Source organism: Lysinibacillus sp. LZ02, from assembly GCF_050613145.1.
GTDB lineage: Bacteria > Bacillota > Bacilli > Bacillales_A > Planococcaceae > Lysinibacillus_B.
In genome coordinates this window covers 4,061,473-4,073,059 of the sequence record NZ_CP192507.1, presented here as the reverse complement: position 1 = coordinate 4,073,059, position 11,587 = coordinate 4,061,473, and the positions used below count along the sequence as shown (strand labels likewise).

The following is an 11,587-nucleotide window of genomic DNA, read 5'->3' as shown; positions in this document are numbered from 1 at the left end:
TACTAGGTAACGGCTCAAAAAGAGCGAATGCATATAAAGATATAATGTTATAGATAATAAAAAAAGAATTTTGCTAAAACACTTGCGAACTTCTTTTTTATTGTATATAATGTTGAATGTTGGTCTTTGACTGCGATGAAGCGAGAGGTTGCCGACACACCCGGCCGCTTTGCCATGGCGAGTGTGTGGGAAATTTTCGTGGAGAATGTCTAGAAAATAGGCGAGAAGGAGGGAAAATTATGGCAAAACAAAAGATTCGTATTCGTTTAAAAGCGTATGATCACCGTATTCTTGATCAATCTGCTGAAAAAATCGTAGAAACAGCTAAACGTTCAGGTGCTAGCGTGTCAGGTCCGATTCCGTTACCAACTGAAAAGTCTGTGTACACAATCCTACGTGCTGTTCACAAGTACAAAGATTCTCGTGAGCAATTCGAAATGCGTACGCATAAACGTCTAATCGATATCGTTAACCCAACACCACAAACTGTTGATGCGTTAATGAAACTTGACTTACCATCTGGCGTTGATATCGAAATCAAACTTTAATGGTAAAAACAAATATAACTTTTCAAAATTTATAGGAGGTGTGACGAATGGCTAAAGGAATCTTAGGTAGAAAAATTGGCATGACTCAAGTTTTCGCTGAAAACGGTGATTTAATCCCAGTAACAGTAATCGAAGCTTCTGCAAACGTAGTTCTTCAAAAGAAAACTGTTGAAACTGACGGTTACGAAGCAATTCAAGTTGGTTTCGAAGACAAACGCGAAAAGCTTGCTAACAAACCAGCAAAAGGTCATGTAGCTAAAGCAAATACTGCTCCTAAGCGCTTCATTCGTGAGTTCCGCAACGTTAACGTGGCAGAATACGAAGTTGGTCAAGAAGTCAAAGTAGAAATTTTCGCAGAAGGCGATGTAGTTGATGTAACAGGTGTGACTAAAGGTAAAGGTTTCCAAGGTGCTATTAAGCGTCACGGACAATCTCGTGGTCCTATGTCTCACGGTTCTCGTTACCACCGTCGTGTTGGTTCAATGGGTCCTGTTGCTCCGAACCGCGTATTCAAACAAAAGAAATTACCTGGTCAAATGGGTGGTAATGTTGTAACAATCCAAAACCTTGAAATCGTTAAGGTTGATGCTGAACGCAACTTATTACTAGTTAAAGGTAATGTTCCTGGTTCTAAAAAAGCTCTTGTTGCAGTAAAAACTGCAGTAAAATCTAAATAATTCTCTGAAGAAAGGAGGACACAGGAATGACAAAGGTGTCTGTACTTAGTCAAACAGGTGCTTCAGTTGGCGAAATCGAATTAAACGATGCGATCTTCGGAATCGAGCCAAACGAAGCAGTATTATTCGACGCAGTAATCGCTCAACGCGCTTCTCTACGTCAAGGTAATCACAAAGTTAAAAACCGTTCTGAAGTTGCTGGTGGTGGTCGTAAGCCATGGCGTCAAAAAGGAACTGGTCGTGCTCGTCAAGGTTCGATCCGCTCTCCACAATGGCGCGGTGGTGGTATCGTATTCGGTCCAACTCCACGTAGCTACTCTTACAAATTACCGAAGAAAGTTCGTCGCTTAGCTCTTAAATCAGCTTTATCAGCTAAAGTGTTAGAACAAAACTTCTTAGTTCTTGATGCATTAAACTTAGATGCACCAAAAACAAAAGATTTCGCTGCTATTTTAAAAGCATTAGAAATCAACAAAAAAGCTCTTTTCGTAACAGCTGAGCTTAACGAAAACGTAGCATTATCTGCACGTAACATCCCTGGTGTTACTGTTTTAACTGCAGCTGGAATCAACGTTCTTGATCTTTTAGGTCACGAAAAAGTTGTATTCACTAAAGATGCAGTAACTAAAGTTGAGGAGGTGCTTGGATAATGGAAGCACGTGATATCATCAAACGTCCGGTCATTACTGAGCGTTCTTCTGAAATTATGGCAGAGAAAAAGTATACTTTCGAAGTAGACACTCGCGCTAACAAAACTCAAGTTAAAGATGCAATTGAAGAAATCTTCGGCGTTCAAGTTGAGAAAGTAAACATCATGAACTACAAAGGTAAATTCAAACGCGTTGGTAAATTTGGTGGTTACACTAACAAACGTCGTAAAGCGATCGTTAAATTAACTGCTGATTCAAAAGAAATCGAATTATTCGAAATCTAATCCAATTCGGGTTAAATTGCACAATATAAAAGGAGGGAAAACACATGGCGATTAAAAAGTATAAACCAACATCAAATGGTCGTCGTAACATGACGTCATCTGACTTTGCTGAAATCACAACTAATAAGCCTGAAAAGTCTTTATTAGCACCAATTAAACGCAAAGCTGGTCGCAACAACCAAGGTAAAATTACTGTTCGTCATCATGGTGGTGGTCATAAGAAGCAATACCGCGTAATCGACTTCAAACGTCTTAAAGACGGCATTCCAGGACGCGTTGCTACTATCGAATATGATCCAAACCGCTCTGCGAATATCGCATTAATCAACTACGCTGACGGTGAAAAACGTTACATCTTAGCTCCGAAAGGTCTTGAAGTAGGTCAAACGATTTACTCTGGTCCAGAGGCTGACATTAAAGTAGGTAACGCATTACCATTAGCAAACATTCCAATGGGTACAACAGTACACAACATCGAGTTAAAACCTGGTAAAGGTGGACAATTAGTACGTTCTGCTGGTACTTCTGCACAAGTACTTGGTCGTGAAGGTAAATATGTAATCGTTCGTCTTCAATCTGGTGAAGTTCGTTTAGTATTAGCTACTTGCCGTGCTACAATCGGTCAAGTTGGTAACGAGCAACACGAACTTATTAACATCGGTAAAGCAGGTCGCTCTCGTTGGTTAGGTAAACGCCCAACTGTACGTGGTTCTGTAATGAACCCTAACGATCACCCACACGGTGGTGGTGAAGGACGTTCTCCAATCGGACGTAAATCTCCAATGACACCATGGGGTAAACCAGCTCTTGGTTATAAAACACGCAAAAAGAAAAATAAAACTTCTAAGTTTATTATTCGTAGTCGTAAAAAATAATGTGGTTAAACTACGGTTCGCACGGAGAGCCGTGGTGGAATCACGGAGGGAGGTTCCTAAATGGGTCGCAGCTTAAAGAAAGGACCTTTTGTCGATGACCACCTAATGAAAAAGGTGGAAGCGCAAGAGGCTTCTGAGAAAAAACAAGTGATTAAAACTTGGTCTCGCCGTTCTACTATTTTCCCGAACTTCATCGGTTTAACGATCGCTGTATACGACGGACGTAAACACGTACCTGTATACATCACTGAAGATATGGTAGGTCACAAACTTGGTGAGTTCGCACCGACACGTGCTTATAAAGGTCACGGTGCAGATGACAAGAAAACAAGACGCTAATTTTGAGAGGAGGTAAATCCTAATGACACAAGCTAAAGCTATCGCTCGTACAGTTCGTATCGCTCCTCGTAAAGTACGTCTAGTTGTAGACTTAATCCGAGGTAAGCAAGTTGGTGAAGCAGTTGCAATTTTACGTCATACTCCAAAAGCGGCGTCTCCAGTCGTTGAGAAAGTATTAAAATCTGCAGTTGCTAACGCCGAACACAACTATGAGTTAGACATTAACAACTTAGTTGTTTCTGAAGTTTTTGTTGACGAAGGTCCAACATTAAAACGTTTCCGTCCACGTGCTCAAGGACGTGCAAGCGCAATTAACAAACGCACAAGCCACATCACTGTAGTGGTATCTGAGAAGAAGGAGGTTTAATCCGTGGGTCAAAAAGTACATCCAATAGGACTACGCGTTGGTGTTATTCGTGACTGGGAGTCAAAATGGTACGCTGAAAAAGACTATGCTGATCTTTTACACGAAGACATCAAAGTTCGTAAATATATCGAGACTTCACTGAAAGATGCATCTGTATCTAAAGTTGAAATCGAACGCGCTGCAAACCGCGTAAACATCACAATTCACACTGCGAAACCAGGTATGGTAATCGGTAAAGGCGGTACGGAAGTTGAAAACTTACGTAAATACTTATCTGATTTAACTGGCAAGCGTGTACACATCAACATCGTTGAAATCAAAAAAGCGGATTTAGATGCTCGTTTAGTAGCTGAAAATATCGCTCGTCAACTTGAGAACCGCGTATCTTTCCGTCGTGCTCAAAAGCAAGCAATCCAACGCTCAATGCGCGCTGGTGCAAAAGGTATCAAAACTCAAGTATCTGGTCGTTTAGGTGGCGCTGATATCGCGCGTGCTGAACACTATTCTGAAGGAACTGTTCCACTTCATACTTTACGTGCTGACATCGACTATGCACACGCTGAAGCTGATACTACTTATGGTAAGTTAGGTGTTAAAGTATGGATCTACCGTGGTGAAGTCCTTCCGACTAAGAAGAACTCTGGGGAAGGAGGCAAATAATTATGTTATTACCAAAACGCGTAAAATATCGTCGTGAACACCGTGGTAACATGCGTGGCGAAGCGAAAGGCGGTAAAGAAGTAGTTTTCGGTGAGTGGGGCTTACAAGCTACTACAGCATCTTGGATTACAAACCGTCAAATCGAATCTGCCCGTATTGCTATGACACGTTACATGAAACGTGGCGGTAAAGTTTGGATTAAAATCTTCCCGCATAAGCCTTACACTAAAAAGCCTCTAGAAGTCCGCATGGGTTCTGGTAAAGGTTCTCCTGAAGGCTGGGTAGCAGTAGTAAAACCAGGAAAAGTAATGTTCGAAATTGCTGGCGTATCTGAAGAAATCGCACGCGAAGCACTTCGTTTAGCATCACACAAACTTCCTGTTAAATGTAAGATCGTAAAACGTCAAGAAACTGGTGGTGAATCTAATGAAAGCTAATGAAATCCGTGACCTTGCCACTTCTGAAATTGAATTAAAAGTGAAATCACTGAAAGAAGAGCTTTTCAACCTTCGCTTCCAATTGGCGACTGGTCAATTAGAAAACACAGCTCGCATTCGTGAAGTTCGTAAAGCGATTGCGCGTATGAAAACTGTGATTCGTGAAAGAGAAATCAGTGCACAATAAAACTGATAAAGGAGGTTTTCAGGCATGACTGAGCGTAATCAACGCAAAGTTTACACTGGCCGTGTTGTTTCTGACAAAATGGACAAAACAGTTACTGTTCTTGTTGAAACTTACAAGAAGCACAAATTATACGGTAAGCGTGTAAAGTACTCTAAAAAGTTTAAAGCTCATGATGAGTTAAACACAGCGAAAATCGGTGATATCGTACGTATCATGGAAACTCGCCCGCTATCAGCTACTAAACGTTTCCGCGTAGTGGAAGTTGTAGAAAAAGCGGTTATTATCTAATAACTATTTCGGAAATAAACCAAATTCCGGAGGGAGGTAACCTAAGTGATCCAACAAGAAAGTCGTATGAAAGTTGCTGACAACTCAGGTGCACGTGAAGTATTAACAATTAAAGTACTTGGTGGTTCTGGACGTAAAACTGCTAACATCGGCGATATCGTCGTATGTACAGTTAAGAAAGCAACACCAGGTGGCGTTGTCAAGAAAGGTGACGTTGTTAAGGCTGTTATCGTTCGCACAAAATCGGGTGTACGTCGTAAAGACGGTACTTATATCAAATTTGACGAGAACGCTTGCGTAATCATCAAAGATGATAAGTCTCCACGCGGAACTCGTATTTTCGGACCTGTTGCACGTGAATTACGTGATAGCAACTTCATGAAGATCGTTTCTCTAGCTCCAGAAGTTCTTTAATTTCATGACAGTACCAATCAAGGAGGTGCGACACATAATGCATGTTAAAAAGGGCGACAAAGTAAAAGTAATTACTGGTAAAGATAAAGGTAAAGAGGGCGTTATCTTAGCTGCTTATCCTAAACAAGACCGCGTTCTTGTTGAAGGTGTAAACATCGTTAAGAAACACGTTAAACCTAACCAACTTAACCCACAAGGTGGTATTGTATCTCAAGAAGCTGCAATCCACGTTTCGAACGTAATGCTAATCGATCCAAAATCTGGCGAGCCGACTCGTGTAGGTTACAAAATCGAAAACGGCAAAAAAGTTCGTGTTGCAAAAAAATCCGGTGTAGTAATCGACTAATAAGTAAACCATGAAGGGAGGTAAAACTACATGAGCCGCCTTAAAGAAAAATATTTAAATGAAGTTTCTCCAGCTCTTATGAGCAAATTCGGATATAAATCAGTTATGCAATTGCCAAAAGTTGAGAAAATCGTAATCAACATGGGTGTTGGTGACGCAGTTCAAAACTCTAAAGCTCTAGATGCAGCTGTTGAAGAATTAACAATTATCACTGGTCAAAAACCAGTAGTAACTAAAGCGAAAAAATCGATCGCAGGTTTCCGTCTACGTGAAGGTATGCCTATCGGTGCTAAAGTTACATTACGCGGTGAGCGTATGTATGAATTCTTGGATAAATTAATCGCTATCGCACTTCCACGTGTACGTGACTTCCGTGGTGTTTCTAAAAAAGCATTCGATGGTCGCGGTAACTACACTTTAGGTGTGAAAGAGCAACTAATTTTCCCTGAAATCGATTACGATAAAGTTTCGAAAGTACGCGGTATGGACATCGTGATCGTAACGACTGCGAATTCTGATGAAGAAGCTCGCGAGTTATTGACACAATTCGGTATGCCGTTCCAAAAGTAATTAAATCAAGGAGGGCGAAAACGTGGCTAAAAAATCAATGATCGTTAAACAACAACGTAAGCAAAAGTTTAAAGTTCAAGAATATACACGCTGTGAACGCTGTGGTCGTCCACATTCTGTATACCGCAAATTTAAACTTTGCCGTATTTGTTTCCGTGAACTTGCATATAAGGGACAAATTCCTGGCGTTAAAAAAGCCAGCTGGTAATCCCCTAATTTGGGAAGGAGGTAAATTTTCATGACAATGACTGATCCGATTGCAGATATGCTTACTCGCATCCGTAATGCGAACATGGTTCGTCACGAGAAGTTAGAGGTTCCGGCTTCTAACCTTAAAAAACAAATCGCTGAAATCTTAAAGCGTGAAGGTTTCATCCGTGACGTAGAGTACGTAGAGGACAACAAGCAAGGTATCATCCGTATCTTCTTAAAATACGGTAAAGATAACGAGCGTGTTATCACTGGCTTAAAACGTATTTCTAAACCAGGTTTACGCGTATACGCTAAAACTGATGAAGTGCCAAAAGTATTAAACGGTCTTGGTATCGCTTTAGTATCAACTTCACAAGGTTTATTAACTGACAAAGAAGCTCGCGCTAAAAAAGTTGGCGGAGAAATCTTAGCATACGTTTGGTAATTAGCAACAAAAAGAATGGAGGTGCAACTAAATGTCTCGCGTAGGTAAAAAACTTATCGAGGTACCTGCAGGTGTAACTGTTGCGGTCGCTGCTGACAACACAGTTACAGTGAAAGGTCCTAAAGGCGAATTAACTCGTCAATTCCATCAAGATATGAAAATCGAGCAAGAAGGCAACATCGTAACTGTTGTTCGTCCTTCTGAGTCTAAAGAACACCGTACAAACCACGGTACAACTCGTGCGTTACTAGCTAACATGGTAACTGGTGTTTCTGAAGGTTTCTCACGCTCTCTAGAACTTATCGGTGTTGGTTACCGTGCTCAATTACAAGGTAAAAAGCTTGTACTGAACGTAGGTTACTCTCATCCAGTAGAGTTCACACCAGAAGAAGGCTTAGAGATCGAAGTTCCTTCAAACACGAAGATTATCGTAAAAGGTATTTCTAAAGAACGCGTTGGTGCATTAGCATCTAACATTCGTGACGTTCGTCCACCAGAGCCATACAAAGGTAAAGGTATCCGTTACGAAGGCGAATTCGTTCGTCGTAAAGAAGGTAAAACAGGTAAATAATGCTGCATAAGCATTAGAAAGGAGTGACCTCTATGATTACGAAACAAGATAAAAATCAAGTTCGTAAGAAACGTCATGGGCGTGTTCGTGCTAAAATCTCTGGTACTGCTGTACGTCCTCGTTTAAACGTATTCCGTTCAAACAAGAACATTTATGCACAACTTATCGATGACGTAGCTGGCGTAACTTTAGTTTCTGCTAACACTCAAGAAAAAGAATTCGAGGGTGCTGGTTCAAACGTAGAAGCAGCTGCGAAAATCGGTGAAATCATCGCAAAACGCGCTGTTGAAAAAAATATTACTACTGTGGTATTTGACCGTGGTGGTTACTTATATCATGGACGTGTAAAAGCTTTAGCTGAAGCTGCACGTGAAAACGGCTTAGAATTTTAATAAGAAGGAGGGACATACTTCATGAGTCGCATTGACGCAAACAAATTAGAACTTGAAGAACGCGTAGTTACAATTAACCGTGTTGCTAAAGTTGTTAAAGGTGGTCGTCGCTTCCGCTTCACTGCATTAGTTGTAGTTGGAGATAAAAACGGTCATGTAGGTTTCGGTACTGGTAAAGCACAAGAGGTACCAGACGCAATCCGCAAAGCTGTTGAAGACGCGAAGAAAAACTTAATCGAAGTACCACGCGTAGGTGGAACTACTCCACACTTAGTGCAAGGTCGCTTCGGTGCAGGTTCAATCTTAATTAAACCTGCAGCTCCTGGTACAGGGGTTATCGCTGGTGGTCCAGTACGTGCCGTACTAGAACTTGCTGGTATTACTGATATTCTTTCAAAATCTCTAGGTTCAAACACACCAATCAACATGGTGCGTGCAACTGTAGCAGGTTTAGCTGAATTAAAACGCGCAGAGGACGTTGCAAAGCTACGCGGTAAATCAGTGGAAGAATTATTAGGATAAGGGGGGAATTATAATGGCTAAATTACAAATCACCCTTACTAAATCTGTGATCGGTACTAAACCGGCACAACGTAAAACGATTGAAGCTTTAGGTTTACGTAAAACAAACCAAACTGTTGAACAAGCTGACAACGCAGCTATTCGCGGTATGTTAACAAAAGTAGCTCACTTAGTTACTGTAAAAGAAATTTAATTTCAACAACATTGAACAAGGAGGTGCCATCTAGTATGAAACTTCATGAGTTAAAACCAGCAGAAGGATCTCGTAAAGAACGTAACCGTGTTGGTCGTGGTATCGGTTCTGGTAACGGTAAAACTGCAGGTAAAGGTCATAAAGGTCAAAACGCTCGTTCAGGCGGCGGCGTTCGTCCAGGATTTGAGGGGGGTCAAAACCCACTTTTCCGTCGTTTACCGAAACGCGGCTTTACGAACATCAACCGTAAAGAGTACGCTATCGTTAACCTTGATGCATTAAACCGTTTCGAAGATGGTGCAGAAGTAACACCTGCATTATTAGTAGAAACTGGTGTAGTGAGTAACGAGAAAGCAGGCATTAAAGTTTTAGGTAACGGAACTTTAAATGTGAAGCTGACTGTAAAAGCTCACAAATTCTCAGCTTCTGCTAAAGAAGCAATCGAGAATGCTGGCGGAACAACTGAGGTGATTTAATGTTTCAGACGATCTCTAACTTTATGCGCGTTCGAGATATACGAAATAAAATCATCTTCACACTTTTAATGTTAATCGTTTTTCGTATCGGGACGTTTATCCCGGTACCAAACGTTGACGCAAATGTATTAAAGGCGACTGACGAGTTTAGTCTTGTTGGCTTCCTCAATACATTTGGCGGTGGTGCACTGTCTAACTTCTCTATCTTTGCGATGGGGATTATGCCGTACATCACAGCCTCAATTATTGTTCAGTTATTGCAAATGGACGTTGTACCAAAGTTTGCAGAGTGGGCAAAGCAAGGTGAAGTAGGGCGACGTAAACTCGCGCAATTCACTCGTTACTTTACGATCGTGCTTGGCTTTATTCAATCATTTGCGATGTCGTTTGGTTTCAACCAATTCTACGGTGGATCATTGATTACAGATACAAGCATTGAATCTTATTTAACAATTGCCATTGTACTGACAGCTGGGACAGCATTCCTTCTGTGGTTAGCTGAGCAAATTACTGCACATGGTGTTGGTAATGGTATTTCCATTATTATCTTCGCTGGTATTGCTGCCGCGATTCCAAATGCAGTAAACCAAGTATATGCACAACAAATTGAAGGTGCTGGTGAACAGTTATTCATTAACATTGCCATTTTAGCCCTTTTAGTTTTAGTGCTATTAGCTATTGTTGTAGGGGTTATTTACGTACAACAAGCGTTACGTAAAATTCCGATTCAATACGCAAAACGAGTTGCCGGTCGTGGTCAGGCGGTTGGTGGGCAACAAACGCACTTACCGTTAAAAGTAAATGCTGCAGGGGTTATTCCGGTAATCTTCGCAGTAGCGTTCCTTGTAACACCGCAAACGCTTGCTACATTCTTTGGTCAAAATAGTGTAACGACTTGGATTACAAATAATTTGACGTATACACATCCTATTGGTTTTGTAGTCTATGTTACGCTGATCATTGCATTCACATACTTCTATGCATTCATTCAAGTGAATCCTGAAAATGTGGCTGACAACTTGAAAAAACAAGGCGCATACATTCCAGGCATTCGCCCAGGGAATGATACGCAAACTTATTTAACAAAAGTTCTTTACCGTTTAACTTTCGTAGGGGCAATTTTCCTTGTTGTCATCTCAGCTATCCCGATTCTATTTATTAACTTTATGAACCTTCCTGCTTCAGTGCAGATTGGTGGTACGAGTTTAATTATCGTAGTCGGTGTAGCGTTAGAGACAATGAAGCAACTAGAATCGCAACTAGTGAAACGTCATTATAAAGGCTTTATGAAATAATGCAGGTTTAGGGAAACGTTTTTGTTTCCTTAACCAGCTATCACAGTAGATAAGTTTTGTTACAGGGGGAGAAATTACGTATGAATATCGTTTTAATGGGTCTACCTGGTGCAGGTAAAGGCACTCAGGCAGAGAAAATTGTTGAGAAGTACGCAATCCCTCATATTTCTACAGGCGATATGTTTCGTGCTGCAATTAAAGACGGCACAGAATTAGGCTTACAAGCTAAATCGTTTATGGATCAAGGGCAATTAGTTCCTGATGAAGTAACGATTGGTATCGTGCGTGAGCGACTTTCACAATCGGATTGCGAAAAAGGATTCTTATTAGATGGATTCCCACGTACAGTTCCGCAAGCGGAAGCGCTAGATAACATTTTAGAAGCGCTTGGTCGTCCGGTTGAGCATACAATCAACATCCAAGTTGACAAAGATGAACTAGTAGCACGCCTAAGTGGTCGTCGTATTTGTAAATCTTGTGGTGCATCTTATCACCTCGTTTTCAATCCTCCAAAAGAGGAAGGGAAATGTGATAAAGATGGCGGCGAGCTTTATACACGTGCGGATGATAATCCTGAAACGGTAACAAACCGTCTGGAAGTAAATATGAATCAAGCACAACCTTTACTTGATTTTTATCAAGCGAAAGGCGTTTTAACGAATATTGATGGACAGCAGGATATTGAAAAAGTATTCGCTGATCTTGACGCTCTATTACAGGGCATCCGCAGCTGATACCTGACCGGGCGCTAGATACGCTTCTGCGTAAGGTCAAAAGCGGAGGCAACAGGAAAACTAATTTTTTGAGAGTTGCAAAAGCATATTGTGCCCGGTATATATCTTTATAGACGAAATTGAGC

The 11,587-nt window shown here is 41.1% G+C and carries 23 protein-coding genes; all 23 read left to right on the top strand.

Features of this window, described 5'->3' with window-relative positions; all coding sequences use genetic code 11:
- The first annotated feature begins 239 nt into the window (after nt 1–239).
- The 23 genes from rpsJ (at nt 240) to ACQQ2I_RS19675 (ending at nt 11,462) form a co-directional block, all read left to right on the top strand.
- Nucleotides 240–548, top strand: coding sequence for a 30S ribosomal protein S10 (gene rpsJ / locus ACQQ2I_RS19785; protein ID WP_004233624.1), 309 nt, complete (start codon nt 240–242; stop codon nt 546–548).
- Between the two features lie 47 nt (nt 549–595).
- Nucleotides 596–1,225 (top strand): 50S ribosomal protein L3, encoded by a 630-nt coding sequence (rplC, locus tag ACQQ2I_RS19780; protein ID WP_391374313.1) that lies wholly within the window; start codon nt 596–598, stop codon nt 1,223–1,225.
- A 26-nt stretch (nt 1,226–1,251) separates the two neighbouring features.
- Complete coding sequence (gene rplD / locus ACQQ2I_RS19775) at nt 1,252–1,875, top strand: 50S ribosomal protein L4 (protein ID WP_431028431.1); 624 nt, start codon at nt 1,252–1,254, stop codon at nt 1,873–1,875.
- Nucleotides 1,875–2,159 carry a 50S ribosomal protein L23 gene (rplW, locus tag ACQQ2I_RS19770; protein ID WP_431028430.1) on the top strand — a complete coding sequence of 95 codons (285 nt, stop codon included), beginning with the start codon at nt 1,875–1,877 and terminating at the stop codon, nt 2,157–2,159. The genes rplD and rplW overlap by 1 nt, the downstream gene beginning before the upstream one ends.
- Nucleotides 2,160–2,203: 44 nt before the next feature.
- On the top strand, nt 2,204–3,034 hold the full coding sequence (rplB, locus tag ACQQ2I_RS19765; RefSeq protein WP_391374304.1) for a 50S ribosomal protein L2: 831 nt from the start codon (nt 2,204–2,206) through the stop codon (nt 3,032–3,034).
- A 60-nt stretch (nt 3,035–3,094) separates the two neighbouring features.
- Nucleotides 3,095–3,373 (top strand): 30S ribosomal protein S19, encoded by a 279-nt coding sequence (rpsS, locus tag ACQQ2I_RS19760; protein WP_391374302.1) that lies wholly within the window; start codon nt 3,095–3,097, stop codon nt 3,371–3,373.
- Between the two features lie 22 nt (nt 3,374–3,395).
- Entirely contained in the window at nt 3,396–3,740 is a 345-nt protein-coding gene (rplV, locus tag ACQQ2I_RS19755) for a 50S ribosomal protein L22 (RefSeq protein ID WP_391374299.1), read from the top strand.
- 3 nt (nt 3,741–3,743) lie between these two features.
- Nucleotides 3,744–4,400 carry a 30S ribosomal protein S3 gene (rpsC, locus tag ACQQ2I_RS19750; protein WP_431028428.1) on the top strand — a complete coding sequence of 219 codons (657 nt, stop codon included), beginning with the start codon at nt 3,744–3,746 and terminating at the stop codon, nt 4,398–4,400.
- 2 nt (nt 4,401–4,402) lie between these two features.
- Nucleotides 4,403–4,837 carry a 50S ribosomal protein L16 gene (gene rplP, locus ACQQ2I_RS19745; RefSeq protein ID WP_391374294.1) on the top strand — a complete coding sequence of 145 codons (435 nt, stop codon included), beginning with the start codon at nt 4,403–4,405 and terminating at the stop codon, nt 4,835–4,837.
- Nucleotides 4,827–5,024, top strand: a complete 198-nt coding sequence (rpmC, locus tag ACQQ2I_RS19740) for a 50S ribosomal protein L29 (protein WP_042478642.1) — start codon at nt 4,827–4,829, stop codon at nt 5,022–5,024. The genes rplP and rpmC overlap by 11 nt, the downstream gene beginning before the upstream one ends.
- 24 nt (nt 5,025–5,048) lie before the next feature.
- Entirely contained in the window at nt 5,049–5,312 is a 264-nt protein-coding gene (gene rpsQ, locus ACQQ2I_RS19735) for a 30S ribosomal protein S17 (protein WP_391374291.1), read from the top strand.
- 45 nt (nt 5,313–5,357) lie between these two features.
- The gene (gene rplN, locus ACQQ2I_RS19730) at nt 5,358–5,726 is read left to right on the top strand and encodes a 50S ribosomal protein L14 (protein ID WP_042478646.1); all 369 of its coding nucleotides are present in this window, start codon (nt 5,358–5,360) and stop codon (nt 5,724–5,726) included.
- Nucleotides 5,727–5,763: 37 nt separating this feature from the next.
- Nucleotides 5,764–6,072, top strand: coding sequence for a 50S ribosomal protein L24 (gene rplX / locus ACQQ2I_RS19725; RefSeq protein WP_431028427.1), 309 nt, complete (start codon nt 5,764–5,766; stop codon nt 6,070–6,072).
- 30 nt (nt 6,073–6,102) lie between these two features.
- Nucleotides 6,103–6,642: a 50S ribosomal protein L5 gene (gene rplE / locus ACQQ2I_RS19720; RefSeq protein ID WP_391374284.1), complete on the top strand. Its 540-nt coding sequence runs from the start codon at nt 6,103–6,105 to the stop codon at nt 6,640–6,642.
- A 22-nt stretch (nt 6,643–6,664) separates the two neighbouring features.
- Nucleotides 6,665–6,850 (top strand): type Z 30S ribosomal protein S14, encoded by a 186-nt coding sequence (locus ACQQ2I_RS19715; RefSeq protein WP_004233656.1) that lies wholly within the window; start codon nt 6,665–6,667, stop codon nt 6,848–6,850.
- A gap of 30 nt (nt 6,851–6,880) precedes the next feature.
- Complete coding sequence (gene rpsH / locus ACQQ2I_RS19710) at nt 6,881–7,279, top strand: 30S ribosomal protein S8 (RefSeq protein ID WP_391374281.1); 399 nt, start codon at nt 6,881–6,883, stop codon at nt 7,277–7,279.
- A gap of 31 nt (nt 7,280–7,310) precedes the next feature.
- Complete coding sequence (gene rplF, locus ACQQ2I_RS19705) at nt 7,311–7,850, top strand: 50S ribosomal protein L6 (RefSeq protein ID WP_431028426.1); 540 nt, start codon at nt 7,311–7,313, stop codon at nt 7,848–7,850.
- 32 nt (nt 7,851–7,882) lie between these two features.
- A complete protein-coding gene (gene rplR / locus ACQQ2I_RS19700; RefSeq protein WP_431028425.1) occupies nt 7,883–8,242 on the top strand; it encodes a 50S ribosomal protein L18 in 360 nt (119 codons plus the stop codon).
- Between the two features lie 21 nt (nt 8,243–8,263).
- Nucleotides 8,264–8,764 carry a 30S ribosomal protein S5 gene (gene rpsE / locus ACQQ2I_RS19695; RefSeq protein WP_391374273.1) on the top strand — a complete coding sequence of 167 codons (501 nt, stop codon included), beginning with the start codon at nt 8,264–8,266 and terminating at the stop codon, nt 8,762–8,764.
- 10 nt (nt 8,765–8,774) lie between these two features.
- Nucleotides 8,775–8,957: a 50S ribosomal protein L30 gene (gene rpmD / locus ACQQ2I_RS19690; protein WP_431030558.1), complete on the top strand. Its 183-nt coding sequence runs from the start codon at nt 8,775–8,777 to the stop codon at nt 8,955–8,957.
- A gap of 35 nt (nt 8,958–8,992) precedes the next feature.
- Nucleotides 8,993–9,433 (top strand): 50S ribosomal protein L15, encoded by a 441-nt coding sequence (gene rplO / locus ACQQ2I_RS19685; protein WP_431028424.1) that lies wholly within the window; start codon nt 8,993–8,995, stop codon nt 9,431–9,433.
- The gene (gene secY, locus ACQQ2I_RS19680; RefSeq protein ID WP_431028423.1) at nt 9,433–10,728 is read left to right on the top strand and encodes a preprotein translocase subunit SecY; all 1,296 of its coding nucleotides are present in this window, start codon (nt 9,433–9,435) and stop codon (nt 10,726–10,728) included. The genes rplO and secY overlap by 1 nt, the downstream gene beginning before the upstream one ends.
- An 80-nt stretch (nt 10,729–10,808) precedes the next feature.
- Nucleotides 10,809–11,462: an adenylate kinase gene (locus ACQQ2I_RS19675; RefSeq protein ID WP_431028421.1), complete on the top strand. Its 654-nt coding sequence runs from the start codon at nt 10,809–10,811 to the stop codon at nt 11,460–11,462.
- The last annotated feature ends 125 nt before the right edge of the window (nt 11,463–11,587 follow it).